This window comes from Vreelandella sp. 2A-K22, from assembly GCF_054065485.1.
On sequence record NZ_JBSUGC010000019.1, the window covers coordinates 19,960 to 45,818 of the forward strand.

Sequence of the window (25,859 nt, forward strand, 5' to 3'; positions counted from 1 at the left end):
AATAGAACCATGAGGGAAGTGACGAAATGAGTGACGCGCAACCGCCCCGCCAAGCCATCCGTACGCTGCAAGCGCGCAAGCGTATTGCGCTAATTGCCCACGATGGCAAGAAGAGCGAAATGCTTGAGTGGGCAACTCGCTGGAAGGATACGCTGAGCCAGCACGAATTGATTGGCACGGGAACAACGTCTAAGCGGCTTAAAACCGCGTTAGGGTTAGAAGTCGAGGGTCTAATGAGCGGCCCTCTGGGCGGTGACCAGCAGATTGGCGCACGGATTGCGGAGCAGCGGCTGGATGTACTGATCTTCTTTTGGGATCCCTTCTCACCCCAGCCCCACGACCCGGATGTCAAAGCGTTGCTGCGTTTAGCGGCGCTGTGGAATGTACCCGTTGCCTGCAATGCGGCGAGCGCCGACTTCGTGCTCTCCTCGCCCTACTTGAGCGAGAGTTACGATATGTCGATACCAGATGCAGCAGCTTGGGCCCAGGCGCGCACGGTTTAACGCCGGTGCAGATGACGCGCCACCACCTGCAGCCCGCTCTCATAGTGGCCGTTCATGGCGGCTAGGGCACAGCGCAATGTTAACTCGGCAATACGGTCATAATCCTGTAGCGCCGAGTTCACTGGCTGAGGAAGGAAATCCAGCAGCCGGTGATCACCAAAGGTCGCCAGGCGCATATTCTCCGGCAGACCGCCGCGCTCCAAGAACACATCAAACACCCCTTCCATCAGTGTATAGGACGCCGTCACCAGTGCGTCGGCACCGCCCTGTTCATCCAGCAGTTGAATCGCTAAACGCACCCCTTCGCTACGCTCATAGTGCGATCCGGTAAGATAAAGCGGTTCAATCATGCTGCCTTCAAGGGCCGCCTGAAAACCCACCCGCCGCTCACAGCTAACCGACAGCTCCGGCATCGCTTCCAACCAGGCAATACGCTTGGTCGCCGCGCCGATCACCGAACGGGTCAACGTCTTAGCCGCCTCCTGATCGTTACTCACGACACTGGCAAAGCGCGTCGGGTTGAGGCCACGGTCCATCCCCACCACGCACCATCCCTCGTCTACCAGGTCGGCATAAAAAGTATCGTCGCTAGGCAAGCAACTGGCGGTTATCAACACCTCACAGCGTTGCGCACGCAGCGCCAACGCGAGTGTCCGTTCACTCTCTGCACAGTCATCTGAGCTTACGATCAACAGCTGATAACCCTGCTCCCGTGCACCCCGCTCCAGGCGTTTGGCTAGGCGAGCATAACTAATGTTCTCCAAATCCGGCACGATAAGCCCCAGCAAGCGGCTTGCACCCCGGCGCAGCGCAGCCGCCTGAGGGTCAATGTGATAGCGGTGTTGCCGCACCACCGCCATCACTTTTTCAATTGTCGCTGCGCTAATGCGGCGCTGCTCGGCCTGACCATTAATGACGTAGCTAGCAGTGGTGCGCGAGACGCCGGCTAGCCGGGCAATATCGGCAAGTGTCATGCGGTTTCCCCCTGGTGTGACCGGGCAGTTTATCAGCAAGTTAGCGCCTACCAGACCAAAGTCTAAAAGCTCAAACCTTGTGTCATTCAGTGAATCGATTCAGCATAGCACTATGTGCAGATTTAATAGCACCATACCCAGATTTAATGGCAAGGATAAACCGACTGAAACGGCACGGTTCATCTCATTGGCATCAACGCCATTACCATGATCATTTAACGACGATCACTTTATGTACACGACGCTGCGTCGACGCTGCCCCATTAAAATGCCGACAGTGCGCGTTTACAGGAGAATACTATGTTGACACTCGGCCCCGATGACATCTTGCTAGGCCGCCACGCCGACAGCTGGCAAACCGCGCTGGACAGTGCCGCTGAGGCGCTGGTTGAGGCCGGATTGGTTGAGGCCGAGTACCGCGACGGCCTACACGCCCGCGAGGCACAATCATCAACGTTTCTAGGCAACGCCATCGCAATACCCCACGGTACACCGGAAAGCCGTCAGTATGTGAAGCAGACGGGTGTACGCGTGTTGCAGTTCCCACATGGGATCGAGTGGCACGACGGCCAGCAAGTGCACGTACTGGTAACGATTGCTGCCCAGAATGATGAGCATCTGGATATTCTGCGCCAGCTCACCCATGTGCTGGATCGCGAAGGCGTTTCCGAGCAACTGGCAAACGCCACCTCCGCGGCAGATGTAGCGCGGCTGCTTTCCAAACCAGCATTAGAACCGCGCCTGGATGCCGACACCCTATGCGTCAACTTTCCGGCACGCGACCCACAAGAACTCGCCCTGGCTGCAGCCGCCCGCTTACGCCAAAGCGGCTGTGTCGATAACAGTTTTATTACCGCCGTCGCCGCAGCACAGCCGACCTGGTTAGGTAAAGGGCTGTGGCTGGCTAGCAGCGCCCAGGGCGTTAACCAGCCCGCGCTTGGGGTGGCCACACCGGCTGAACAAAGCCTGGAAAACACTGGTCATCCAGTGCATGCGTTGTTCTGTCTGGCCGCCCACGGCGATGCCCACCGCCCGCTGTTAGAGCAACTGATGGCGGTGTTGGAAAACAGCGAAAGCCAAAGCCTGGTGGGCAAAACCAGCGCGCAGCTGCTGGCCACCCTGGCGGGCGAAACCGCAAATACCCAAACCCGTCGGGTACGGGTGCTCAACCCCCATGGGCTGCACGCTCGCCCCGCCAAACAGTTGGTACAGATAGCGCGCGCCCAGGCCATGCCGATTCAGGCACGTTTGGAAGAAGGCAGCGCCACCCCGGTTTCCGCCGCCAGCCTAACCAAAGTGATTGGCCTGGGCGCACGCCGCGGCCAGTGGCTGGTGCTGTCAGCCGAGGGTGAGCAGGCAAGCGCGGCGCTAGAGGCCGTCGCCGAGGCTGTTGAATCGGGCCTGGGAGAAAAAGTAACGCCCTTTGACGGCGGCTTTGATAGCACGCAGGAAACGAGCACCGCTACACCGGCCGTTGAGCCCCTCGCTGCCGATACGCCCCACACCGGCGTGGCCGCCTCGCCGGGCTTGGCCATTGCACCAGTATTTGTCATTCGCCCGATGCAGTTCGAGTACGCCGAGCACGCAAGCGACGCTGAACACGAAATCAGCCGTTTAAATAGCGCGCTGAAAGAGGGCGCCGCCCAGCTGCAGACATTGGTGCATAACGCCCCCGGTGGCGAAGTCGCCGATATTCTTTCAATGCACGAAGAGATGCTCGACGACCCGGAGCTCCATCACGCGGCGACGGATGCCATTCGTGAAGGGCGCTCGGCGGAAGCGGGCTGGTGGGAAGCGATTGAAACCGCGGCCCACGCCCAGGAGATGCTCGCTGACCGCCTGCTAGCCGAACGCGCTGCCGACCTGCGCGACGTAGGTCGCCGGGTGTTGGGCGTACTCTGCGATGTGACGCTCCCCGAACCGCCGGATCACCCTTATATTCTGGTGATGGACGATATCGGCCCTTCCGATGTGGCCCGGCTGGATACTTCCCGTGTCCGCGGCCTGCTTACCGTTCGCGGTGGCGCCACGGCGCACAGCGCTATTCTGGCCCGTGCACTGGGCATTCCCGCCGTGGTGGGCGCGGGTCAAGCGGTGATGGCGCTTAACAACGCCAGCATGATGATTCTGGATGGCGAGCGTGGCCGAGTGACGTCGCAACCTTCCGAAGAGCGCCTACAGCGTGCCGAGCAGCAGTTACTAGACCTCCAGCAGCGCGAAGCCGATGCCTGGGAAAGCCGCTTCGAGGTCGCCCAAACTCGCGATGGGCACCGTGTCGAAGTTGCCGCCAACCTGGGCAACACTGCCCACGCCGCTGATGCAGTAGAGCGTGGCGCTGAGGCCGTTGGCCTGCTGCGTACTGAATTCCTGTTCATGGCCCACGCCAGCGCACCAGACTTAGCCACTCAGATTAGCGAGTACCGTCAGGCAATTGACGCCCTGGATGGCCGCCCGCTGGTAGCGCGCACATTAGATGTCGGCGGCGACAAGCCACTCCCCTACTGGCCGGTACCCCAAGAAGACAACCCCTTCCTGGGCCTACGCGGTATTCGCTTAGCGCTGACACAACCCGAAGTGCTCGAGACCCAATTGCGTGCGTTATTGATGGCAGGCAAGGATAGTCCACTGCGGATTATGCTGCCGATGGTCAAAGATATCGCTGAGTTCCGCGCTGTAAAAGCCATCTACGATCGCCTACTCAAAGAGATCCCTACTTCCCAGCGCGCCACCGATGTGCAGTTGGGGGTGATGATTGAAATACCCTCTAGCGCGCTGCTGGCACCCAGCCTTGCCGCCGAGGTGGATTTTTTCTCAGTAGGCACTAATGACTTAACCCAGTACACCCTGGCTATCGACCGCGGCCACCCAGAGCTCTCTGCTCAAGCCGATGGCTTACACCCTGCTGTGCTGCGTTTGATTCAGATGACCGTGGCGGCTGCCCATACCCAAGGCAAATGGGTCGGTGTGTGCGGCGAATTGGCTTCAGACGCCGTGGCCATTCCGGTACTGGTAGGCCTTGGCGTGGACGAGCTCTCCGTCAGCGCGCGGCAGATCCCGCTGGTCAAAGCCCGCCTGCGCGAGTTTGACTTCGCTGATGCCCAAGCCAGCGCTCAGTTAGCGCTGAATCAGGCGACTAGCGATGAAGTGCGCGATGCACTGGAGGCGCGCTAATGGCCCGCGTGCTATGCATTACCCTGAACCCGGCACTGGATTTGGCGTTTAACCTTGACGCCTTGGTGCTGGGCAGCGTCAACCGCCCCACTAGCGCCCAATTAGAAGCAGCGGGCAAAGGCGTTAACGTTGCTCGCGTATTGGCGGGTCTTGGTCACGACGTCACCGTCAGCGGCTTTTTAGGTGCCGATAACGACGCTCCCTTTCAATTGGCATTTACCCAGCACTCCCTGACCGACGCCTTTGTGCGCGTGCCGGGAGAAACCCGTATTAATGCCAAAATTGCGGAACAAAGCGGCCGCGTTACCGATATTAATGGCCCCGGCATGCCCATTGACGCCACGCATTTGCAGGCGCTGATCGACACGCTAAATACCGAGCTTTCCAGCGCGACGCCCCCCCAGGCGGTCGTCGTGGCGGGCAGCCTGCCCCCGGGGCTGTCACTGGTCGATTTCAGCGCGCTGTTAAACCACTTAAACGCCAGCGGCGTACCGCTCTGGGTAGATACCAGTGGCCCGGCACTCAATGCGGCCATAGCGACTCACCCCGCCGGTGTTAAGCCTAATGAAAACGAACTGGCAGAGTGGGCGAGCGAAGATATGACCTCTTCTGATGCTCGCTTGAATGCGGCTAAACGGCTGCATAAAAGCGGCATCGCCCATGCGCTGATTTCAGCGGGTGCCGAAGGGGTGTTGTGGGTTAACGCTCAAGGTGCCTGGCACGCTACACCCCCTAAGGTCACCGCGACGAATACCGTTTGCGCCGGCGATACCTTCGTCGCGGGCATGCTCCACGGCCTGCTGACTCATCAGAACGGCCAGCAAGACGCTGAACAGACGCTGCGCTTTGCCACCGCGCTCTCGGCCGAGGCCGTGCGCCACGTTGGCGTGGGCAACCCCCACGCTGCCGATTTCGATTCACTCCAACAACACACCCGGATACGGCGTCTTGACGACACCATCACCGAGGGAGCCACGCTATGAATATTATTCTGATTACCGCCTGCCCCAGCGGCATGGCGACCACCTTCCTCGCGGCTAAGCGCCTGGAACAAGCCGCCCAGCGCCAAGGCTGGTCGGCGCATGTGGAAATGCACGGCGAAGTCGCGCCGCTCCAGGCCGCTACTGCCGAGCAGATCGCCAATGCCGATTTGATCGTGGTCGCCGCCGATCACGTGCCTGCCCCAGAGCGCTTTGAAGGCAAGCGGCTATTCCAAGCACCGATTGCCAGCGCACTCCCCGATCCCAGCGCTTTTCTAGCCCAGGCTAAGCGTGAAGCGCCGATTTATAGCGCACCTGCCGCCTCTACTACTAGCGCATCTACCGCTGCAAACAGCGCGGGTGGCAAGAAAATCGTTGCCGTCACTGCCTGCCCCACCGGCGTGGCGCATACCTTTATGGCCGCCGAAGCACTCGCAGAGGCGGGCAAAGCCATGGGCCACGCCATTCGCGTGGAAACCCAAGGCTCGGTGGGCGCACAAGATAAATTGACCGAAGAAGAGATCGCCGACGCCGACATAGTCGTATTGGCCTGCGATATCGACGTTGATCCGTCGCGGTTCGCTGGTAAGCGCATCTACCGCACTTCTACTGGCAACGCGCTAAAAAAACCACGCCCCACGCTTGAAGCTGCGCTCAGCGAGGCCGCCATAGAGAACGGCAGCAGCAATGCGGGCACAGCAAATAAGAGCGTCAAAGAGAAAGGCGTTTATAAGCACCTGCTCACCGGCGTTTCCTTTATGCTGCCAATGGTGGTGGCGGGCGGCCTACTGATTGCACTCTCCTTTGTGTTCGGTATTGAGGCCTTTGAGCAGGAAGGCACTCTGGCCGCCGCGCTGATGCAGATCGGCGGTGGCACCGCCTTTGCACTGATGATTCCAGTGCTGGCAGGTTATATTGCCTACTCCATCGCCGACCGCCCCGGCATCGCACCGGGTATGATTGGTGGCATGCTGGCGGCCAATATCGGCTCCGGCTTTATCGGCGGTATTTTGGCGGGTTTCCTGGCGGGCTACGTGGCGCTAGCGGTTACGCGCTACGTCAAACTGCCCTCCAGCATTGAATCCCTGAAGCCAATTCTGATCATTCCGCTAGTCGCCAGTTTGGTCACCGGCCTCACCATGATCTATGTGATTGGCGAACCGGTCGCGGCGCTGCTTAATGCTCTGACCAGTTTCCTGGAGTCCATGGGCTCCACCAACGCTGTGCTACTGGGTATCCTGCTCGGCGCGATGATGTGTTTCGATCTGGGTGGCCCGGTCAACAAAGCGGCTTACACCTTTGGCGTAGGCCTGCTAGCCTCTGAAACTTACGGCCCCATGGCGGCGATCATGGCGGCTGGGATGGTACCTGCCATTGGTATGGGTATTGCCAGCTTTGTAGCGCGCAACAAGTTCTCGGCACCGGAGCGGGAAGCGGGCAAAGCCTCTTTTGTACTGGGCCTCTGTTTTATCAGCGAAGGCGCGATTCCCTTTGCGGCGAAAGACCCGCTACGAGTTATCCCCGCTTGCATGGTGGGCGGCGCACTCACAGGCGCCCTCTCGATGCTGGTAGGCGCGCAACTCATGGCTCCTCACGGTGGTATCTTCGTACTGCTGATTCCCAACGCCATTACCCCGGTACTGCTCTACCTTGGCGCTATTGTGGCTGGCTCGTTGGTGACGGGTTTAAGCTATGCGTTTATCAAACGTGATGCGGCCCAAGTAGCACTCGCCACCTAACCGCTGTTACCAAAAAATGAGGGCAGGCGAACATGCCTGCCCTTTTAAATACGTCGCTTTACGCATTTAATACCTTTTCACGCCACTTATACCCTCTACTCTTTGTCATTTTTTATGTAGTATTTTTACATAACCTACTTTTTGATCACTAATTCACCTATAACAAACGGATCATCCTATGTTTCAGCTCACTCGCAGTGTTACCTGGCAGGCACTTGAACGCCTGCGCGACAAAACCGCCAACGACCGCATTCGTGACTACTTCACCAATGACCCGCAGCGCTTTGAGAAAATGAGTTTACGGGTAGGCGGTCTGTTTCTTGACTACTCCAAGCACCATGTCTCTGATGAAGTGCTTACCAAGCTGATTGAGCTAGCCGACCACTCCGCACTGGTACAGCGGCGGGCACAGATGTTCTCCGGCGATATTATCAACGTTACGGAAAACCGCCCGGTACTGCATACGGCTCTGCGCCACTTAGGCGATGAGCCGGTCTATGTGGACGGTGAAGACGTCATGCCGGAGATCACCCGCACCCGCGAGCAGATCAAGCTGTTCTCGGAAGCGGTGCGCAGCGGTGAATGGAAAGGCTACAACGGCAAACGCATTAAAGACGTGGTCAATATCGGCATTGGTGGCTCGGATCTTGGGCCCAATATGGCGGTTCGCGCGCTGCTCAAATACCGCCACCCGGAGCTCCACTTCCACTTCGTCTCCAACGTGGACGGTACCCATATTCAAAAAGTGCTCTCGCGCCTTGATCCGGCGACTACGCTGTTTATCGTCTCTACCAAGACCTTCTCTACCCAGGAGACACTGCTAAACGCCAAAACCGCGCGGCGCTGGTTCCTGGAGAACGCTGGTGAAGATGCCGACGTGGGCGCGCACTTTATTGCCGCCTCTACCAACCGCAAAGCGGCCATGGAATTCGGCATTCGCGAAGAGAACGTGTTCGAGTTCTGGGCCTGGGTGGGTGGACGCTACTCCATGTGGTCGTCCATCGGCCTGCCAATTGCGCTTTCGATCGGTTTTGAGGGCTTTATCGAGCTGCTGGAAGGCGCTCATGAGATGGATAACCATTTCATCAACGCGCCCTTCTCGCAAAACATGCCCGTGCTGATGGCACTGATTGGTATTTGGTACATCAACTTTATTGGCGCTGAGACCCAAGCCATCGTGCCTTACGACCAGGCGCTGAACCAACTGCCTTCGTTTTTGCAGCAGCTGGATATGGAGTCAAACGGTAAGTCGGTGGATATTTTCGGCCACCCGGTGAACTATAAAACCGGCCCGATTGTATGGGGCCAAACCGGTTCCAACGGCCAGCACGCCTTCTTCCAGCTACTGCACCAGGGCACCCGCTACGTGCCGATTGATTTTATTGCCTCGCTCAAGCCCGAGCCCGGCGTGGAAGACCACCACTTCGCCCTACTGACCAATATGCTCGCCCAGGCCAACGCCTTTATGGAAGGCAGCCAAGGGGACAGCAAAGAGCTCAGTCAACACGACCCCTACAGCTGCCCCGGCAACCGTCCTTCCAGCACCCTACTGCTGGATGAGCTAACGCCAAAAAACCTGGGGGCACTGATCGCGCTCTACGAGCACAAGGTGTTCGTGCAAGGGGTCATCTGGAACATCAACTCCTTTGACCAGTGGGGCGTACAGCTCGGCAAGCGCATCGCCGGTGAAATCAGCGAGCGCATCGACACCAACGCCGCCGACTTCGACGCCTCAACGCAAGGTCTGCTGGAACTGGTGCGTGCGCACTTCCCTAATGGCGGTAGCGGTGAGAAGGAAAGCGCACCAGCCAGTGCCGGTAAGAAACCCGCGAAGAAGAAGCGCTAGGCTAGCTTGCTAACCGGGTAGAAAAAAGAACGCCTTGGTTTGAGAAAACCAAGGCGTTTATGCTCGCCCTTATACGTCAAGCTACATAACATCAACGAACTAGTAAGTCAGAACTGACTCACTATCGCTTGGGGTAAACGTTCTGATCACTGGAGGTCCCAATACATTATATGTTGAGGCCCCGCAGCCCCGCCCAGGTAGTGCTCACCTGTTTCATGGAAGCCCGCCTTTTGGTAACAGGTGTGAGCCGCAGGGTTCTTGGCGTTCACCGTCAGGTAGATTCGGGGATAATTCGCATAGTTTTCTTTTAGGTAGGGAAACAGCGCTTTTACCGCCAACGTCCCAAGCCCTCTACCCTGCTGCTTGGCGTCAATGAAAAACGTGCGTAGGCCTATGCTGCCTTCCGTACAAAAATCATAGTCATCAGCGTAGGCTATATCGATTTTGAAGCATCCTACCAACTGGTCATCGTGCTTAATCACATGCAGATGCGTCGTTTCATGTCGATCAGTGAGAAACTCCTTAGCGGTTCCCACAAATTTCACCTGATCATCGCGCACCGCGATGTTGCGCACTTCAGCCACATCCGCTGCATCAAGTTTTTCTAGCTTGATCATCTAGTGCTCGCAACCGTCTTAATTAATGTGAAACCTTTCAATGTAAGTGACCACTATCAATGATCTTCAGTATACATATATCTAATATGCATGGCCTTTCTCCCTTCACCGTTTTCCACCATATAAGGTGGTTAAACATCATATTGATGCTTCGTCCGGAATCAGCGCCAGCAGATCAGTGACGCCAATATCCACACCGGCTTGGGAGAATAAGGTAGATGCCTGCCCGCGGTGGTGGGTTTGGTGATTGAAGAAGTGGAGAATCAGGCTTGAGTAGCGTCGTTTTGAGGCCACTCCTTTTGTGTTGTGATAACTCAGCGTGGTACTCAAATCGTCATCAGTTAGCGCGCCCACCCAGTTAATAATCACAGTATCAAACCATCGGCGATGCGCTTTCAGGCCTTCCAAGTCATCAAACATCAATTCATCAAGCCGCTGTGGCGTAGGGAGGTCGACTATTACCGCAAGCGTTCTTGCGCTAGACGCGGGATGCGCTGCAAACCGCTTAAGCCAAATGGTATCGGCGACCATAACATGATTTAGCGTGCCAAAAATCGAACCGAAGAAAGCGCCACGCTCTTCGCTAAGCTCAGCGGTCGTCAGCCTGCTGGCAGCATCGTATACCTTGGTGTTCATCCACTGGTTATAGGATGCCATCAGCTCAAAATGTGGTTGCAGCTCCATAGGTCATATCGCCTCTTTCAATATGGGCCAATATGGGCGCCAGCGTGGCCGTGAGTGAAACGCCAACAGGCCCTAGTTAAGAGTATGAAATAACGGAGCGTCTGTTCATCCCCCGAATTTAGCATTTAAGCCCCTACCCCTCTGCTTGCGTCTTTTTATAAACGCCATATACTGTATATATAACCATGCATATGCATCAATAGCATTTAGAGGTGAGGTGGCCAATGACGACTCCCGAACAAGCGTCTCATGCGTCAGCCGTGCGTAAAGGTCGCGGGGCAACGTACGATCCGCATAACCGTTTTGCGCCCACCCAAAGCATTGCGGAAGACGACGGTTGGTGGCGGGAGGAAACATCCACCACTATCGCCACCGAAGTACGTGAGGAAGTCAGCAAAAGCGCACTCTCCTGGAACAAATCGCCGGATTTACCCTTTGATCGATCACTGAACCCGTATCGTGGTTGTGAGCACGGCTGCGTTTACTGCTATGCCCGCCCCTCTCACGCTTACTGGGATTTGTCGCCGGGGTTGGATTTTGAAACCAAATTGATTGCCCGCAGCGGTTTAGTGGAGCGGTTAACTGAAGAGCTTTGTCATCCCAACTATGTGTGCCGCCCCATCAACCTTTCCGGCAACACCGACTGCTACCAACCGCTTGAAGCCAAACATCAAACCACTCGGCAGTTACTTGAGCTGCTGCTGGAGTGTCGCCATCCGGTAACGCTGGTCACCAAAAGCACCTTAGTGCTGCGCGATTTGGAACTCCTGGCCGAAATGGCTGAGCACCGGCTGGTGCACGTATTTGTTAGTTTGACTAGCCTGGATGCCAACTTGAAACGCACATTAGAGCCGCGGGCGGCATCTCCTCAGGCGCGCTTACGAGCCATTCGGGAACTGAATACCGCGGGCATTCCCGTAGGTGCTTTAATTTCGCCGGTTATTCCGGGGCTAACCGATCATGAAATCGAAAAACTCTTGGAAGCCGCCAGTCGTGCAGGAGCGCGAACCGCTACCTGGATGCTGCTGCGCTTACCCCATGAAGTGGCGCCGCTATTTGAAGCGTGGTTAGAAGCCCACTACCCGGAGCGCGCTGCGAAAGTGATGAGCCTAATGCGTCAGTGCCGTGGCGGTAAAGCGTACGATGCCAAGTTTGGTAAGCGCTTTCGCGGTGAAGGAGTATTTGCCGATTTAATTGCGCAACGCTTTGCCCGCGCCAGCCGCCAGTGGAACATGCAGGACCGCACCGAGCAGGGCTTAAACACCCGGGATTTTCGCCCACCACGAGCGCAGCAGGATTTATTCATTTAAGCTAAGCAGCACGCGCATAAATCAGCTGCAAAGGAAGCCGAATGCCTGCTCTAAGCAAAACCAAATCGAGTTTTTACCGCCGCTTATACGTCGCCCATTTGATCGAACAAGGTGTCGCCAGTGTGCCGACGTTGATCGAGGCCACCGGTATGCCCCGGCGCACCGCACAGGATACGATTGCATCTCTTGCCGAGCTGGATATCGAGTGCGTATTTACGAAAGATGAGGGCGAGCGTCACAACATCGGCCGCTACCAGATACGTGATTGGGGGGCGATAGATCCACGTTGGGTGGCCACACACGCCGAGCGGCTTAAACAGGCGCTTGGCTATGCTATTTAGCCATTATCATTAGACTCTGCCCAGGCCAGCCGTGCAGCGTTGAGGGTAACCGTCAGCGAACTTGCCGCCATGGCGAGTACCGCTACTAGCGGGGGGATCGCCATCAGCACCACCAGCCCGAGTGCCAAGGTATTGTAGAGCGCTGAAAAGAATAGATTCTGAATCATGATGCGCCGCGTGCGTTTAGCAGTGCTGAGCAGTTTGACTACCCCACCAATACCTGGCGTCATTAGCTGTGCGGAAGCGCCTTCGCGGGCAGCTTCGCTGGCACTTAGCGGAGCGATGCCAACATCTGCCGCGGCCAGGCTCAGGGTATCGTTTAAGCCATCCCCCACGTAGAGCGTTGGCGATGGCAACCCCTGCAAAAGCCGCGCTTTGGCTTCAGGCGAGCGCTGGGCATAGCAAGCTTCTCTTCCAAGCCCCACCTGTTCATCTAACCAACTAACCGCCTCCTGCCGATCACCGCTGATCATTGCCACCACATACCCTGCATCTAGCAGGTGTTTCACGCTTTTTTCAGCATCTTCCACTGGTTGATCAGTAAGATAGAGCGTGGCTAGCCAGCCTGCACTATCAGCTACCATCACTTGAGAAGCAAAGGCCAGCGTTGTGTCCTCCTCGTGGTCTGGCAGCGCTATCTGATGGCGAGAAAGCCAACCGGCGCTGCCTACCATAAGACATTCACCGTTACTCAAGCGCACATGGCGCCCTTCCCCAGGCGCTTCGTTTACGTCCACGCATTGCTCAGGTTGTTGATCATGTTGGCTGCCCAACCAGCGCGCTAACGCTTGTGCCAAGGGGTGTTCGCTGCCAGCAACAGCGGCTCTGAGCTTGCGCTGCAAAGTGTGCTTATCAATGCCCTCCCTGGCCTGCCAGTGCAGCACCGAGTGGCTGCCAGTGGTTAAGGTGCCGGTTTTATCCAGCGCTACCGAGCGAATGTGAGCCAAGGTTTCGAGCGCTGCCGGGTCGCGTAGCGCAACACCCTGCTGCATGGCCTGGCCACTACCGGCAAGACTTGCCAGCGGCACTGCAAGCCCCACGGCACAGGGGCAAGCAACCACTAACACCGACAGTGCGCGCACAAAGGCATCCTCCCAGCCCAACCCAAGTAGCAGCGCAGTGGGCAGCGTTAGCATCGCTAGCACTAGCGCTAGTGGGCTTAGCCATGCGGCAAAACGGTCAGCGAGTTTCTGCAATTCGCCTTTTTTGGCCTGATAGCGGCGCATTTCGTCACACAGCCGATCCAGTCGCCGCTTGCCTACCCCAGCACTCACCTGCATTACCAGCGGCGTTGTCCCCAGGTAACGGCAGCCCGCGTAGACCTTCTGTCCTGCATTAAAGTAGCGAGGCAGGCTTTCGCCAGTAAGCGAGGCAGTATCGATCCAACCCGGGGCTTCCAGGATCCCATCAAGGGCTATCAACTCACCGGGCGCTAGCTCGACGCGCGTTCCCTTCGTCACTTCATCCACAGGAACCGATCCCCAGTGCTCGTTCTGCCAAACGGTTATGTCATCATTTGGAAGCGCCAGGGCATCGAGCGCTTTTAGCCCACGGTGACGGCACAGCGTTTCCACCAGCCGACCAACCAGTAAAAGCACAATAAGCATCACCGCCGTGTCGAAATAGACCTCGTTAGAGCCGCGCCCTAGTAGCCAAACCGAGACCACCACCGCGCCGATAACACCCAGGCTAACTAAAACATCCATGCCGGGGCGCTTGGCGAGCAGCGTGCGCCACCCGGCCCGGTAAAACGGCACGCCTGCGAACAGCACGACAGGTAAGGAAAATGCCCCCGATACCCACGCCACCACCAGTTCAATCCGCTCCGAAGGCAATGCACCCGCATATATCAATAGTGAAGCGAGCATCGTCCACATGCCGAACAGCGAACCGACCATTAGCCTCAGCGTCAGGTAGCGGCTCTCCTCTTCTAAACGCCCATGGGCATCTGCCACCGGCTCAAGTTCCGTAAGCCGATAGCCCAAACGTTTAACCTTTGGGGCGAGCGTTGGGAGCTGGATAGCGACAGGTGTACCGCTGATGCAGAGCGTTGCGCTTGGGTAGTGGACGCTAACCTCACGCACGCCTTCAAGCCGCTTTAGAGAGCCCTCCACGGCCAGGGCACAGCTGGTGCACCACATACCGTGTAGGGTATAGAGCTGCTCTTCCTCTTTGTTAAGCGCATCGCTTACAGGCAAGGCGGAATACCAATAATCGGCATTGCAGCAAACACAACGCTTAAGGTAGAGAAAAGATACAGCCCGGCGGAAACAGTGGCATTAAAGCGCAGCCGCCCTTCATGGCGCCTAGCCATGCGGCAACAACCCACTGTTAGCACCGCCAGTAACGCAATCGCCGCGATACTAACCACCAGCAGCATAGCGTTTACCAGGGTGAATACGCCCTGCTCGGGAGCAGGCGGCGCAACTGAGCAGGCTATTGCGTGCCCGCCGTAAACGGCTACGAACCAGATACACCATAGCGTTAAGCCAATGACGAAATGTAAGGGATGGGTAAGATGTAACCGCTGCATCGTGATGGACATTAACTTAGCTCCCTATCACACGCGGCAACACGGCAAGCGCGCCCACGAGTATCCAGAACGTCACCAGGTTATAGCGCCACCACTGGGCAACCACGGCAGGCTCGAAAGGCGCATGGGCACCCACATAGCCATAACCTACCCGCAGGCCCTGAAGCAGGGTCAGCACCGCGCCTAAACCGCCGTGTAGCAGCGCATAGGCCAGCCCGACCATAATGATCGCATCATGGGAGGTTTCGGTCACCGCCAAGTCTGCACTCAACAGCACCCAAAGCGTTATCGCAACCTGAACAAAGCCTAGGGCACTGATGCAATACATGCCCACAGCCAGCCCCGCATCCTTACCCTGGCGCAAACCGCGCACCAGTTTTTCGAGAATTCCCACGCCAGCAGTTAGCGCCACCCCGGCAAGGATCAGCCCCACCAAGGAGAGCGGTGAGGTCTCAGGCATCCGCCACTCAGGGGACACCGTCCATAGATAGAACCAGCCAAACAGGTAAGAGAGAAAGAACGAACCATTGGCCAGCAGCGTGATCGACATGGTCCATAAGCCTGGACCATCCATGGTGCGCGAGTGCAGCGGTGGATCACCGGGGGCTACCTCTGCATCTGGCGCCGCTTTTGGATGCGCACCATTCTCCCAAGACCAGCGCAGTAGAAATAGTCCGGCCACGACAACGGCTATACCCGCCAGCGGATATAGCCGCGTCAGCAGGCTTAAACACACCACGGCCAATGCCATTGCGGCGAACAGCGGCCACCAGGAGTTACCCGGCAGGTGAATGATTTCACGCACTTTGCCCGTTAATGGGTCGGTGCCCCACATCTCCCGCCGGCCATGGGTAGCCACCGCCAAGCTATGTTGCCCTTCTGCCATGGTGCGCGGTAGATCCGGGTCATCCCATAGTGGGTGGCGCGTATCGATCTTTGGCAGGCTGACAAAGTTATAGGCGCTGGGTGGCATACTGTTGGCCCACTCCAGGGTATCCGCGTTCCAGGGATTATGCTTAGCGGGTTTGCCAAAACGGAAGTGCAGCGCAAAATCCAGCAGCACCATGGCAATCCCCGCCGACATAATAAAGCTACTCATGGATGACAGCAGGTTGAAAATATCCCAGCCCATGCCCGTTTCATAAGAGTAGACCCGCCGCGGCATCCCCAAAAGGCCAGTCCAGTGCATGATCAAGAAAGTGCCATTAAAGCCCAAAAAGGTGAGCCAAAAGCCCCATTTGCCCAGGGTTTCAGAAGGCATTCGCCCTGAAAACAGCGGCAGCCAGTAGTAGAGTCCGGCAATCAGCGGGAAGAACATGCCCCCCACCAACACATAGTGCATATGCGCCACCACAAAGTGGGTATCGTGCACCTGCCAGTTAAAGGGCACCAGCGCCAGCATTACTCCAGTCAAACCTCCACACACGAAGATAATCAGGAAGCCCATGATCCATAGCATTGGAAGCTTCATTTTGGGCTTACCCAGCCATAGCGTAGCCAGCCAGACAAACACCTGAATCGCGGTAGGTACCGCCACCAGCATACTGGCCGCGGAGAAGAATGCTTGAGCCAGTTGCGGAATCCCCACGGTAAACATGTGGTGAACCCATAGTCCGAAACTGATAAAGCCTGTCACGGTAATGGCGAAGACCACCCAGCCGTAACCAACGATCGGACGGCCAGCAAACACTGGTATCAGCGTGGAGACAATGCCCGCCGCAGGCAGGAAAATGATGTAAACCTCGGGATGGCCGAACAGCCAAAATAGGTGCTGCCATAGAATCGGATCACCGCCACCGGTCACTTCAAAAAAGGGCATCCCCACTGCGCGCTCAAGCTCCAGTAGAATACTGCCCAGAATCAGCGGCGGGAAACCGACCACGATCATCAGCGCCATGGCGAGGATATACCAGGCAAACAGCGGCATTTTGTGCAGCGCCATGCCCTGAGTGCGGGTACGCAGTATCGAGACCACCAATTCGACCCCGGCAGAGAGCGCGGAAATCTCTACGAAGGTGATCCCTAGCAGCCAAAAATCTGAGCCCAAACCCGGTGAGTACTCGCTGCCACTGAGCGGGGTATACATAAACCAGCCGCTATTAGGCGCCATCTCTAACACCAAACTAAACGACAGGATGATGCCGCCAAACAGATAGCACCAGTAACCCAGGGATGTTAGCCGTGGGCAAACCAGATCCCGGGCACCGATCATTTTGGGAATCATATAAATCGCCAGCCCTTCCAGCATGGGAATGGCGAACAGAAACATCATCACCGTGCCATGCATGGTGGTGACTTGGCTATAGATATCCGGCGACATAAAGTCTTGATCAGGGAGCGCCAGCTGGGTGCGCACCAGCATGGCTAACAGCCCGCCGAGCAAGAAGAACGCCATCCCGGTCACCATAAAGCGCAGGCCGAGAGTGGTGTGATTCACAATGGTGAGGGCTTTTAAGCCACGCGGATTGCCCCAGATATCGTGCAAGTCACTGTGCAACTGGTTGGGGGCTGCGATGTTATCGCCTTCTGGGGTCGCTTCACGGTTAATGGTGGTCATGGGGTTAGCGTCTCCAGCCAAGCCCCCAGGGACGCCAAGGTGGCCGTCTCAATATCATCGTGGGGCGGCATTTTGTTGCCCGGTTTTAAGCGTTGGTGGTGCTTAAGCCAGTGGGTAACTGCGCCCTCCTTCATGGCTATTATCCCTGCCCCTAAGCTAGTCCGACTGCCAAGATCAGAAAGATCCGGCCCCTCCTCCCCAGAGGATAGTCCCGCTACCCGGTGGCAGCTCGCGCAATGGGTCATAAATGCCTCCCTGGCAGGCTCATGCTCCTGATCGTTTGCAGCTAGCGACGATAATGCTTCCGTTTGACGGGCGGCCAGCCAAGCGTCGTACTCGTCACGCCCGACGGCTTCCACATAGAGTTGCATCTGGGCATGTTGGGCGCCGCAGAACTCTGCGCACTGAGCACCAAATACCGCCGGTTCGTCCGCTTCCAAGCGTATTTTGTTCACTCGCCCTGGGATCATATCGATCTTGCCGCCCAGGCGAGGCACCCAGAAAGCGTGAATAACGTCAGCACCCGTAACGTGAAAATCGACTGGCTCACCAGCGGGCATGATGAGCTGATTTGAAGTCACCACCTCTCCCCCTTCTGCGCCGGGGTAGCGCACTTCCCACCACCACTGGTGGCCAATCACTTCAATTACCTCCGGCGGTTCTGCCAGGGGCAACGGTAAAAGCCGCTGGCTGGTGGGCACACCAAAGGCCAGTAGTGCGGTAATGCTGGCCACCGGCAGCACAATGCCACCGCCAATAATCCAGCGACGCGCTATTTTTCGCTCCTCGGCAGACGTACGTACGACCTCCTTGCGCTTGAAGGTATACAGCCAAAAAGCAGTCACCAGCACCAATACCACAGTGCCAAAACTCAGCATTACCCACCAAATCATCGCCACGTCTCGCGCGGCTTGGCCTGCCGGGTCTAGAATAGACTTATCCCCCGCGCAACCGGCTAATAGCAGGCCGACTAACAGCGCTAGCGGTGTGCCAAGTGAGTTGACCCGCTGCTTGGTTAAGCGTTGAATTATCAGCCTCATCCCTTGAATTCCTTTTTCTGCCCACAGGAAGTGATCATGGCAAAGCCTCGCCAGCGCTCGATTAAAAGCCACGCATCTCTCGCCGGCCATCCGCTTCATCCCGTGATGATTCACTTTCCCGTCGCAGCCCTGATGGCGCTGGTGGCAAGCGATATCGGTTTCCTGCTTAGCGGCGACCCATTCTGGTTGCGCGCCAGCTTGTGGCTGGCCGGTGTCGGCGCATTTGGCGGTTGGATTGCCAGCACGGCAGGCATTATTGACCTGGTCACTGTGCCGCGCATTCGCCGCCTGATTACCGGCTGGAGCCACGCTATCGTCGCGGTGGTGATGCTCTCGTTGGCGTCGCTGAACTGGCTGCTGCGCTTCAACGACCCGAGCGCGATTTTGCCTTGGGGGCTGGCCGTATCGCTGCTCACCGCCGCGTTGATCGCTTTGGCAGGCTGGCTGGGTGGGCAGTTGGTGTATGAGCACGCCGTGGGGGTCGACGTTGAGGATTAAAACTAAGCTGTTAAAAGACACGGCGTTAGCTCCAATCCAGTGGCTTAGCTAACACAAGCCCCAGCACACCTATAATGCCCGCTAACGCAACACATAGCGCCGTCCAGTTGGCGGGTTTTACCCAGCGGTAGTGGCCCATCTCAAGGCGCAAGATTAACCAGCCAAAGCTGCCATGAGCGGCGACCATGGCCACTACGGCACCCAGCTTTAAGATCAGCCAGCCGCCCAACACACCATGGATGAGAAATAGCAGCGTGCCCGAGGCAATAGCCACTAAAGCGGCCGGGGTAGCGACTGAGTTATAAAAAAACCGCGGCATGGGCGGTGTGCCCTGAGCGAAGCCCGCGTCTTTGCGAAGCTGCAGTGCCTGGCTAAGCAAGGCGGGCAGATAAAGCAGTGAGCCGCACCAGATCACTAGCGCGGCAATGTGAAGCAGTTTAAGCCAAGGCATCGGGGCTTCCTTGCGTTGCGTAAGGCGGGGGCAGATCACCCCTAACCTTAGTCAAAGCACCCCTTTATGGCTAGCCGTTCAACTTACCTGGACCTCATAACCAGTGAATTTGCGGAGATTAATGACCCCACTATCAAGGATCAAATACTGCCCTTTGACGCCTTGCAGCACGCCTTCTACCAGCGGCTGTTTATCAAAGTTATGCGACACCACTTTTTTGGGAAAAACGCTGACGGGGTAGTGAAAATGTTGCGCTGGCTGTTCCAACAAGCGAATGGCATCCGCACCATGGGTTTCGCGCAGTTGGTGCAACCCATCGGCTAGCAGGGTTAGCAAACGGTCACGCTCGGCACTTAAATCCATGGTTTCGACGTCGCCCTTGAGCATCGCACGCCAATTGGTGCGGTCGGCCACCTGCTCTTTAAACAGCATTTCGACAAAACCGGACTGCTGACGAGTATCCACTTCAAGAATCGGCAGCGCCTGGATCGCGCCTTGATCCAGCCAGCGGGTAGGCATTTGGGTTTTGCGAGTGATGCCGACTTTAAGCCCCGACGAGTTAGCCAAATAGACGATATGGGGCTGGAAGCAGTGCCGCTCGCCCCACTCCGGTTCACGGCAAGTGCCTTGGAAAAAGTGGCAGGTTTCCGGCTTCATAATGCAGGTATCGCACTGGGCTAGCCGCTTGAAGCAGGGGTAACAGTGGCCTTGGGCAAAGCTCTTCTTGGTTGCTCGCCCGCAGTGGGTACAGGCAATTGCTCCCGTCCACCGCAAACTAAGCGGCTCACCGATACGCTCGTTAAGCGCAACACGGTGCTCACCCGCGCGTAAGTGGTAAACCACCGGCTGATCTTGGCGGCCAGGTAGCGCTGCCGCCATTTTGCTTAAACAGCCCTGTACTGAAAAGCCCGGTACTGCCGCTTCAATCACGCGTGGCATCCCGTGCCAAACCCGCCATTTCAGGCGTTACGCCAGCACCGCTAGCCGCTGCACCGCAGGTACGCTGCTCTAAATACCCTACGCGACTCTCTTCCGGCACGTTGTTCTCCACCTCAAAGCGCATGACGGCTTCCAAGCAGAGTTCGGTCTGTTCCGGCGTTAAGCGGCGACCGTCGGGCCATTTGCGCAGCGATACCGCCTGTTTAAGGCTTTCATAAATCGCTGGGGTCATCTGGTTGATCATTTTTTCGAACGTCATTTCGCTCATTGCAGGCCTCTTAACGGTTTTTCAAACGGCGGGATGAATAATACCAGCCTGTGACAAGCCCCACGAGTAGACCGCCCAAATGTGCTTCATTAGCGACATTGCCAAAACCAACGCTGCCCGCCATATCAGTCATGGTGAACACCATCCAGCCGAGCATAAAGACCACCAGCATTTGCGGTACAAAGAAGCCGCTTTGGGGCACCCTGCGTGACATCAACCAAACGTGAGCCAGTAAGGCATATACCACCCCGGACATGCCACCGAATAGCACGGTTCCGGTCGCGTACTGCGCCACATTCGCGCCAACGCCCGCCACAATCAACAGCAGTAACATGGTACGGCTGCCTTGGAGTGCTTCAATCTGACGTCCGAAGTACCACACCCACATCAGGTTAAATATTAAATGCATCCAGCCAAAGTGCAGAAAAGCAGGCGATAAAAAGCGCCATACTTGTCCTGACGTAAGCGTTTGAGACAGATTACCGAAGACCAGCTCACCCTCTGAAATACCTATCGGCACGATGGTTAGAGTGACAATCAACTGGTCACCAAAAACACCAATCAGGGCAAATACCACCAGACTAATGACAATCATCAGCGCCGTTACCGGCACTTGCTTTAGCGATGCCAAGAAGTTGGTCATGGTGCGCGGGCGCTGAGCAGCCTGATGAAGCACCAGGGGTTCGCCCCGCTGCCAGCGCTCTAGCAGTGCTTTAAGTTCGCCAAGCTGGCGTGGGTCGGCTATCCATAGCAGTTGGCCGTCCGCTTCATCGGTAATGCGGTGACCAATGCGGTGGCGCCAGAGTGCTTGGCGAAGTTCACTGGTATCCGCGTGATCGGGCAGAAGCATCACTGGATGCATGACATCCCTCTAATCAAAGCGCTTGCGGCATGCTGACCGCAGCGGGTAGCTATTGAAGACAACTACTGAATGAACCACACGGTTGCCAACAAACAGGCAAAAAAAACCGGCGGTGGGAACCGCCGGAGAATAAAAGCAAGGGATCATTCAAGGGAACACTTACTCAGATGGCCAGCGGCAGGGTTAGTTCAGCCGTTTTGAAAAAAATATGTAATTTTATGTAATAAAATGAAACAACTGTCAATCAAAGTCGATTTCCCAGGGTTTGGGCAGCGCCCTTTCCTCTTTTGGTACCTTAATCCACACAAAATGGTCGGCATTTAATACTCTCTCACCACTCCAGCGATAAGCCACTAAACGCCCATATTTCACGGCACTGTAATCTAGGCAGGCAATATTATGTGTCGGCAGTGCCGGTATGCCTTCACACCAGTAGTGGCCGATAAACAACGGCGGCTGCTCTGGCCCGTAGTAGCTAAGTTTCTGGCGCTCTTCGTGGGTCAATGCGCGCGTTTCAAGGTCGCCGGGCAAGTTATCCGGTTGAAAGACGACATCACCCCACTGCTGAGGTGCCTGGGCCCAAAAGTGGGCGCGAAAGCTTTGTCTTGTAAAGCCATCGCCAGAGTGTATCGCAATACCTTTGGGTAGTGAGACATGAGGGCCCCGGGTGAGGCGGTCTAAAATTCGAAACGCCTGGGTTTGGGAGTTGGTGGACTCAATCAGAAACTGTGTGTCCATGCAGTAATCAGGGCGGCGCTGTTTCAGCTCTTCAATCAGCGCCTCATCCCAGCAGGCATGCACCACGCGGATACCATCGATTTCCAAGCACAAAGGGATGGTTTTAAACCACGCCAGGGTGTCTTCCCACTCGTTGGTGTAGTCGCGATACTGCTCTAGGGTGTCCTGAATAATACGATTATGCCGCGGCGTATGTTCGCGCAACCAGCGTTTGTGGCTACCTGCAGGCCCAGGATGGGTATACGCCAGGGCGTTATACTCGTGATTACCCATGACGATATACGCTTCGCCCTGCTCGACCATTCGCCGGGCAATGGTCACTGCCAGGCGAATTCTCGGGCCACGATCAATCAAATCACCGAGGAAAATCACTTTGCGACGCGGGTGGCGATAGACGCCGTTGCGCTGGTGGTAACCCAATTTTTCCAGTAGTGAGGCCAGCGTAGCACCGCAGCCGTGGACATCGCCAATGAGGTCGTATCCCTCCATACTCAATCCCCCAACCGATGGCTCCAGCCTAATTTGCTGCGCAGCACTTCGTAAAAATTATGCCCGATGGGGTGCACCAGCTGGATACGCTCAGGCTTGCGGGTAATCACCAGCACATCGTTGGGCTTGGCTACCGCTCGAGTTTGTCCATCGCAGCTGATATGCGGGTAGGACTGGTTGGTTTCGCCAATGTGAATACGTATTTCACTAGCGGCATCGATCACAATGGGGCGACTCGACAGCGTATGCGGGAACATCGGCACCAGCGTCACAACATCCAGTTTGGGGTGCATGATCGGCCCGCCGCCAGAGAGCGCATAGGCCGTAGAACCGGTGGGAGTGGCAACGATCAAGCCATCGCTGCGCTGGCTATACACAAACTGACCATCGATAAACAGCTCAAACTCTATCATGCGCACCGCTTTACCGGGGTGCAGCACGACTTCGTTCAAGGCATCGCCATTACCTACGGCAACGCCATTACGGTAGAGCACAGTATCGAGCAAAAAACGCTGTTCAACCTCAAACTCCCCCGCCAGCACTTCACTGACGCGGGTTTCCAACTCATCTGGGGAGATATCGGTAAGAAACCCCAAGCGGCCCCGATTAACGCCTAAAATCAGCGTACCGCTGCGGCATAGCGCACGCGCCGCGCCCAATAGACTGCCATCGCCCCCTACCACAATCACCAAGTCACACAGCTCGCCCAGCATGCGGCGGCTGGCTTCCGGCTGACCATGGTGCGGTATGACAGTAGCGGTGCGATCTTCCACTAATACCGAGTAGTCATGGGCGACTAGGTAGGTTACCAACCGCTGAAGGGAGTCGACCACTTTGTCACTCCCCAGCCGACCAATCAGCCCAATAGTTTTAAAGGTTCTGCTTGATGGATCGCTGGAGGGCGCTGACTTAGCGTCTGCTGATAAGGTGTTGCTCATGGGCCGACTCTCGCTAACATAAGTCGCCATTATGGGGACACCTCAGCTATCGGGCAAATAGGCTTAGCTAACGGCTACCTGACGACGCTGGCACCACCAGTGATTGAGCCATAGGGAGGCGGCCATGATAAGTGCCCCCAACAGCAAACGCGGAATATCCGCATCGCGGTTCCAAATCACTAGATTGACGATTAGCCCCGCCGGCACCAGCGCATTATTCATAATCGCTAAAGTGCCTGCATCTACTTTGGTGGCGCCCTGGTTCCAGGCAAAATAGCCCACGCCAGAAGCCACTAGCCCCAACCATGCGAGCACGCCCCACTGTAGTGACGTGGTAGGCAGTGCTGCGCTGTTACCAAAGAGTAAATAAGCAGGCAGGGCCACGACCATCGCGCCAATAAAGAACCAACCAAACACGTTGTGCCACGCCAGGGTAGGTGGCAAATCAGCGGCTAAACGGCGATAGCCTACCTGACCAAGCGCGAAACAGAGGTTGGCCCCCTGCACAACTAAAAAGCCTGCCCAGAAACCGCTATCAACGCCGTCATAGCGAATCACCCCCGCCCCAACGACGGCGAGCAGTGCAGTCACGATATAAATCGGCGTAAAACGCCCAAACAGCAGATCATCCAGTAGCGCGATATAAATAGGCGTGAAGATAGTAAACAGCAGCACTTCAGGTACCGACAGCAGCAGAAAGGATTGATAGAAGAAGGTGTACATTACTCCCAGCTGTATAGCACCTAAGCCCATAAGCGCCAGCCGGTGCTTACCCCGCAGAAGGCTGGGTCTTAAAAAAGGCAGGAAGACCAGGGTAGCAAGCGTTACCCGCAAAAGTACTGCAAAGTAGCTGTCGACCTGGCCCGCCAAGTAGACGCCTATCAGCGAAAATGAGAACGCCCATAGCGCCGTGACGCCTATCAAATAACCCATCGTAAACCCCGACTTGTAAATTAGTTTACCGGGATTATACGCACCTGGATCAGGCTGCCAAGTAGTTAACGTCTGCAAGGGTCTTTAGTTAACGCTGCTGCAACCACCAAAAAGCATACACGACACCGGGCAGCCAGCCCGCTAGGGTTAGCAACACAGCTACCCCTACTCGCTTACGACCACCATCAGTTAGCCCTACCGCCAGCGGCGGCAATAGTAACGCAAGAGCATAGTAGGCGAATTTTAACGCTCCAGGCTCCGGGACAGTTTGTTCCGCTTGCTCTAAGGGCGTCGCTTTAGGCGGCGTGGCTTTGGCAGACGCGGCTTCGGCAGGCGCTGGATCAACGTTAGGCGTCGGAGTGAAGTGCTCCACTGAGCTGGAGGCTGGTTCAGCCGCGGCCTTAGCTGCCCGCTCCTGGGCAAGTCGGTGGGCTTCTTTATCAATTTTTTGCTCTAGGGTTTCAGCCCCTTCTGCCAGGTCATCGTGATAACGCTCCCAATCCTCCCAGTCGTGAGGCGTCCCCGATTTTGGCCGCTGGTGACCGGAACCCCGCGCACGCTCCCAGGCCTTCTCTTCCAAGGTGTTTGGCCGGTCAGGGTCGCGGTCGAGCCCTACCCCTTTGCGGTTTAAGTACTCACGTGCATCCATGAGTAGCTCCTTATTTCGTTAACTTGCAGGTCATTTGAGCAGTTAGAAAATTAACAGCTTAGAAAATTCAGTACTGATAGCGTTGAAAAAACACGGCTTGCAGTTAGAACACAGCGGCTTAAATCGCCTACAGTGAAAGTGTTGAAGCTACTTTAGCACTTAGCGACGACTTATCAGTTCGCATAATTTGCGATACCCGATTTGCCATAGCGCTAAATACGATGAGCGAGGAGCGCCCACCATGAATAGAGCAACCCCTAGCATCGTCCGCGATATCATGTCCCGTGATTGCTACCGCGTTTCACCCAACGCCTCGATAACAACCTTGGCCAAGGGGCTGGCACTGCATCGCCTGCCTGGCGCACCGGTTGTGGATGAGAGTGATCGTTTAATCGGCTTTATTTCGGAGCAGGATGTCATGGGACGTGTGCTGGACAGCATTTATCATGACGATGAAGCGCCCCTGGTGAAAGAGATGATGCGCCACGAAGTGCTCAGCGTTTCTCCCAATAAAAGCATTACCGACCTGGCCCAGGAGATGCTAGGCCCTAAACCCAAAGTCTACCCAGTAGTGGAACAGCAGCGTCTAATAGGAATTGTGACACGACGTGATATCCTGGTAGCGCTGCTGGCTATACGTCGCCACTAGCAGAGTGCTTAACGGTTTCAAATCAGGTGTCGAAGAACAGTTGAGCTTTAGACAAAAAAAAGCCGCTACTCAAGAAGTAGCGGAAGCAAGGGATCAAAACAAAGAGCCAGGACAACAACTTTAGCGACTGCTATCGCGATGTTGCCTGTA

General features: G+C 56.4%; 24 protein-coding genes. 9 read left to right on the forward strand and 15 right to left on the reverse strand.

Features of this window, described 5'->3' with window-relative positions; translation table 11 throughout:
* Window positions 1-26: 26 nt before the first annotated feature.
* A complete protein-coding gene (locus tag ACW17M_RS21655) occupies window positions 27-503 on the forward strand; it encodes a methylglyoxal synthase (protein ID WP_022523012.1) in 477 nt (158 codons plus the stop codon).
* Here the strand turns inward: ACW17M_RS21655 and cra are convergent.
* Window positions 500-1,477: a catabolite repressor/activator gene (cra, locus tag ACW17M_RS21660; RefSeq protein ID WP_190373026.1), complete on the reverse strand. Its 978-nt coding sequence runs from the start codon at window positions 1,475-1,477 to the stop codon at window positions 500-502. The genes ACW17M_RS21655 and cra overlap by 4 nt on opposite strands.
* Before the next feature lie 300 nt (window positions 1,478-1,777).
* Between cra and ptsP the strand changes: the two genes are divergently transcribed.
* The 4 genes from ptsP (at window position 1,778) to pgi (ending at window position 9,213) form a co-directional block, all read left to right on the forward strand.
* Window positions 1,778-4,648, forward strand: a complete 2,871-nt coding sequence (gene ptsP / locus ACW17M_RS21665; protein WP_457548074.1) for a phosphoenolpyruvate--protein phosphotransferase — start codon at window positions 1,778-1,780, stop codon at window positions 4,646-4,648.
* Complete coding sequence (gene pfkB, locus ACW17M_RS21670; protein ID WP_457548075.1) at window positions 4,648-5,631, forward strand: 1-phosphofructokinase; 984 nt, start codon at window positions 4,648-4,650, stop codon at window positions 5,629-5,631. Before ptsP ends, pfkB begins: the two co-directional genes overlap by 1 nt.
* Entirely contained in the window at window positions 5,628-7,367 is a 1,740-nt protein-coding gene (locus tag ACW17M_RS21675) for a PTS fructose-like transporter subunit IIB (RefSeq protein ID WP_457548076.1), read from the forward strand. Before pfkB ends, ACW17M_RS21675 begins: the two co-directional genes overlap by 4 nt.
* A 178-nt stretch (window positions 7,368-7,545) precedes the next feature.
* Complete coding sequence (pgi, locus tag ACW17M_RS21680) at window positions 7,546-9,213, forward strand: glucose-6-phosphate isomerase (RefSeq protein ID WP_457548077.1); 1,668 nt, start codon at window positions 7,546-7,548, stop codon at window positions 9,211-9,213.
* A 146-nt stretch (window positions 9,214-9,359) separates the two neighbouring features.
* Here the strand turns inward: pgi and ACW17M_RS21685 are convergent, their stop codons facing one another.
* Together ACW17M_RS21685 and ACW17M_RS21690 are read right to left on the reverse strand one after the other, a co-directional pair.
* Window positions 9,360-9,830: a GNAT family N-acetyltransferase gene (locus ACW17M_RS21685; RefSeq protein ID WP_457548078.1), complete on the reverse strand. Its 471-nt coding sequence runs from the start codon at window positions 9,828-9,830 to the stop codon at window positions 9,360-9,362.
* Between the two features lie 138 nt (window positions 9,831-9,968).
* Window positions 9,969-10,514 (reverse strand): DinB family protein, encoded by a 546-nt coding sequence (locus tag ACW17M_RS21690; protein WP_457548079.1) that lies wholly within the window; start codon window positions 10,512-10,514, stop codon window positions 9,969-9,971.
* A gap of 224 nt (window positions 10,515-10,738) precedes the next feature.
* On the opposite strand from ACW17M_RS21690, the gene ACW17M_RS21695 reads away from it, so the two are divergent.
* Both ACW17M_RS21695 and ACW17M_RS21700 read left to right on the forward strand, forming a co-directional pair.
* Entirely contained in the window at window positions 10,739-11,824 is a 1,086-nt protein-coding gene (locus tag ACW17M_RS21695; RefSeq protein WP_457548080.1) for a PA0069 family radical SAM protein, read from the forward strand.
* Between the two features lie 41 nt (window positions 11,825-11,865).
* Window positions 11,866-12,165: a winged helix-turn-helix domain-containing protein gene (locus ACW17M_RS21700; protein ID WP_022523004.1), complete on the forward strand. Its 300-nt coding sequence runs from the start codon at window positions 11,866-11,868 to the stop codon at window positions 12,163-12,165.
* Here the strand turns inward: ACW17M_RS21700 and ACW17M_RS21705 are convergent.
* Genes ACW17M_RS21705 through coxB form a run of 4 tightly spaced genes read right to left on the reverse strand, consistent with a single transcriptional unit; the run spans window position 12,162 to window position 18,295 of the window.
* Window positions 12,162-14,306 carry a heavy metal translocating P-type ATPase gene (locus ACW17M_RS21705; RefSeq protein WP_457548090.1) on the reverse strand — a complete coding sequence of 715 codons (2,145 nt, stop codon included), beginning with the start codon at window positions 14,304-14,306 and terminating at the stop codon, window positions 12,162-12,164. The two genes, ACW17M_RS21700 and ACW17M_RS21705, sit on opposite strands and share 4 nt — an antisense overlap.
* Before the next feature lie 47 nt (window positions 14,307-14,353).
* Window positions 14,354-14,710, reverse strand: a complete 357-nt coding sequence (locus tag ACW17M_RS21710) for a hypothetical protein (protein WP_051051983.1) — start codon at window positions 14,708-14,710, stop codon at window positions 14,354-14,356.
* A gap of 4 nt (window positions 14,711-14,714) precedes the next feature.
* Complete coding sequence (ctaD, locus tag ACW17M_RS21715) at window positions 14,715-17,255, reverse strand: cytochrome c oxidase subunit I (protein WP_457548081.1); 2,541 nt, start codon at window positions 17,253-17,255, stop codon at window positions 14,715-14,717.
* Window positions 17,252-18,295 (reverse strand): cytochrome c oxidase subunit II, encoded by a 1,044-nt coding sequence (gene coxB, locus ACW17M_RS21720; protein WP_457548082.1) that lies wholly within the window; start codon window positions 18,293-18,295, stop codon window positions 17,252-17,254. The genes ctaD and coxB overlap by 4 nt, the downstream gene beginning before the upstream one ends.
* 36 nt (window positions 18,296-18,331) lie before the next feature.
* Between coxB and ACW17M_RS21725 the strand changes: the two genes are divergently transcribed.
* Complete coding sequence (locus tag ACW17M_RS21725; protein ID WP_022522999.1) at window positions 18,332-18,793, forward strand: DUF2231 domain-containing protein; 462 nt, start codon at window positions 18,332-18,334, stop codon at window positions 18,791-18,793.
* Between the two features lie 25 nt (window positions 18,794-18,818).
* Here ACW17M_RS21725 and ACW17M_RS21730 read toward each other — a convergent pair whose 3' ends face one another.
* The 8 genes from ACW17M_RS21730 to ACW17M_RS21765 form a co-directional block, all read right to left on the reverse strand.
* Window positions 18,819-19,244, reverse strand: a complete 426-nt coding sequence (locus ACW17M_RS21730; RefSeq protein ID WP_022522998.1) for a CopD family protein — start codon at window positions 19,242-19,244, stop codon at window positions 18,819-18,821.
* Window positions 19,245-19,322: 78 nt separating this feature from the next.
* Window positions 19,323-20,183, reverse strand: coding sequence for a DUF2797 domain-containing protein (locus ACW17M_RS21735; protein WP_457548083.1), 861 nt, complete (start codon window positions 20,181-20,183; stop codon window positions 19,323-19,325).
* Entirely contained in the window at window positions 20,167-20,451 is a 285-nt protein-coding gene (locus tag ACW17M_RS21740; protein ID WP_022522996.1) for a YeaC family protein, read from the reverse strand. The genes ACW17M_RS21735 and ACW17M_RS21740 overlap by 17 nt, the downstream gene beginning before the upstream one ends.
* A gap of 10 nt (window positions 20,452-20,461) precedes the next feature.
* Complete coding sequence (locus ACW17M_RS21745; protein WP_159176972.1) at window positions 20,462-21,313, reverse strand: rhomboid family intramembrane serine protease; 852 nt, start codon at window positions 21,311-21,313, stop codon at window positions 20,462-20,464.
* Window positions 21,314-21,553: 240 nt separating this feature from the next.
* The gene (locus ACW17M_RS21750) at window positions 21,554-22,540 is read right to left on the reverse strand and encodes a metallophosphoesterase (RefSeq protein WP_190373022.1); all 987 of its coding nucleotides are present in this window, start codon (window positions 22,538-22,540) and stop codon (window positions 21,554-21,556) included.
* A 2-nt stretch (window positions 22,541-22,542) separates the two neighbouring features.
* The gene (locus tag ACW17M_RS21755) at window positions 22,543-23,478 is read right to left on the reverse strand and encodes an NAD(+) kinase (RefSeq protein ID WP_027958678.1); all 936 of its coding nucleotides are present in this window, start codon (window positions 23,476-23,478) and stop codon (window positions 22,543-22,545) included.
* Window positions 23,479-23,541: 63 nt separating this feature from the next.
* Complete coding sequence (locus ACW17M_RS21760; RefSeq protein ID WP_022522995.1) at window positions 23,542-24,411, reverse strand: carboxylate/amino acid/amine transporter; 870 nt, start codon at window positions 24,409-24,411, stop codon at window positions 23,542-23,544.
* Between the two features lie 88 nt (window positions 24,412-24,499).
* Window positions 24,500-25,060 carry a YqaE/Pmp3 family membrane protein gene (locus ACW17M_RS21765; protein WP_009287102.1) on the reverse strand — a complete coding sequence of 187 codons (561 nt, stop codon included), beginning with the start codon at window positions 25,058-25,060 and terminating at the stop codon, window positions 24,500-24,502.
* A gap of 241 nt (window positions 25,061-25,301) precedes the next feature.
* Here ACW17M_RS21765 and ACW17M_RS21770 point away from each other — a divergent pair, with 241 nt between their 5' ends.
* A complete protein-coding gene (locus ACW17M_RS21770; protein WP_022522993.1) occupies window positions 25,302-25,709 on the forward strand; it encodes a CBS domain-containing protein in 408 nt (135 codons plus the stop codon).
* The last annotated feature ends 150 nt before the right edge of the window (window positions 25,710-25,859 follow it).

Bases quoted from the DNA above. Each gene is read 5' to 3' on its own strand.
- ACW17M_RS21655 (WP_022523012.1), top strand. From the start codon at position 27: ATGAGTGACGCGCAACCGCCCCGCCAAGCCATCCGTACGCTGCAAGCG.
- cra (WP_190373026.1), bottom strand. From the start codon at position 1,477: ATGACACTTGCCGATATTGCCCGGCTAGCCGGCGTCTCGCGCACCACT.
- ptsP (WP_457548074.1), top strand. From the start codon at position 1,778: ATGTTGACACTCGGCCCCGATGACATCTTGCTAGGCCGCCACGCCGAC.
- pfkB (WP_457548075.1), top strand. From the start codon at position 4,648: ATGGCCCGCGTGCTATGCATTACCCTGAACCCGGCACTGGATTTGGCG.
- ACW17M_RS21675 (WP_457548076.1), top strand. From the start codon at position 5,628: ATGAATATTATTCTGATTACCGCCTGCCCCAGCGGCATGGCGACCACC.
- pgi (WP_457548077.1), top strand. From the start codon at position 7,546: ATGTTTCAGCTCACTCGCAGTGTTACCTGGCAGGCACTTGAACGCCTG.
- ACW17M_RS21685 (WP_457548078.1), bottom strand. From the start codon at position 9,830: ATGATCAAGCTAGAAAAACTTGATGCAGCGGATGTGGCTGAAGTGCGC.
- ACW17M_RS21690 (WP_457548079.1), bottom strand. From the start codon at position 10,514: ATGGAGCTGCAACCACATTTTGAGCTGATGGCATCCTATAACCAGTGG.
- ACW17M_RS21695 (WP_457548080.1), top strand. From the start codon at position 10,739: ATGACGACTCCCGAACAAGCGTCTCATGCGTCAGCCGTGCGTAAAGGT.
- ACW17M_RS21700 (WP_022523004.1), top strand. From the start codon at position 11,866: ATGCCTGCTCTAAGCAAAACCAAATCGAGTTTTTACCGCCGCTTATAC.
- ACW17M_RS21705 (WP_457548090.1), bottom strand. From the start codon at position 14,306: ATGTGGTGCACCAGCTGTGCCCTGGCCGTGGAGGGCTCTCTAAAGCGG.
- ACW17M_RS21710 (WP_051051983.1), bottom strand. From the start codon at position 14,710: ATGTCCATCACGATGCAGCGGTTACATCTTACCCATCCCTTACATTTC.
- ctaD (WP_457548081.1), bottom strand. From the start codon at position 17,255: ATGACCACCATTAACCGTGAAGCGACCCCAGAAGGCGATAACATCGCA.
- coxB (WP_457548082.1), bottom strand. From the start codon at position 18,295: ATGAGGCTGATAATTCAACGCTTAACCAAGCAGCGGGTCAACTCACTT.
- ACW17M_RS21725 (WP_022522999.1), top strand. From the start codon at position 18,332: ATGGCAAAGCCTCGCCAGCGCTCGATTAAAAGCCACGCATCTCTCGCC.
- ACW17M_RS21730 (WP_022522998.1), bottom strand. From the start codon at position 19,244: ATGCCTTGGCTTAAACTGCTTCACATTGCCGCGCTAGTGATCTGGTGC.
- ACW17M_RS21735 (WP_457548083.1), bottom strand. From the start codon at position 20,183: ATGCCACGCGTGATTGAAGCGGCAGTACCGGGCTTTTCAGTACAGGGC.
- ACW17M_RS21740 (WP_022522996.1), bottom strand. From the start codon at position 20,451: ATGAGCGAAATGACGTTCGAAAAAATGATCAACCAGATGACCCCAGCG.
- ACW17M_RS21745 (WP_159176972.1), bottom strand. From the start codon at position 21,313: ATGCATCCAGTGATGCTTCTGCCCGATCACGCGGATACCAGTGAACTT.
- ACW17M_RS21750 (WP_190373022.1), bottom strand. From the start codon at position 22,540: ATGGAGGGATACGACCTCATTGGCGATGTCCACGGCTGCGGTGCTACG.
- ACW17M_RS21755 (WP_027958678.1), bottom strand. From the start codon at position 23,478: ATGAGCAACACCTTATCAGCAGACGCTAAGTCAGCGCCCTCCAGCGAT.
- ACW17M_RS21760 (WP_022522995.1), bottom strand. From the start codon at position 24,411: ATGGGTTATTTGATAGGCGTCACGGCGCTATGGGCGTTCTCATTTTCG.
- ACW17M_RS21765 (WP_009287102.1), bottom strand. From the start codon at position 25,060: ATGGATGCACGTGAGTACTTAAACCGCAAAGGGGTAGGGCTCGACCGC.
- ACW17M_RS21770 (WP_022522993.1), top strand. From the start codon at position 25,302: ATGAATAGAGCAACCCCTAGCATCGTCCGCGATATCATGTCCCGTGAT.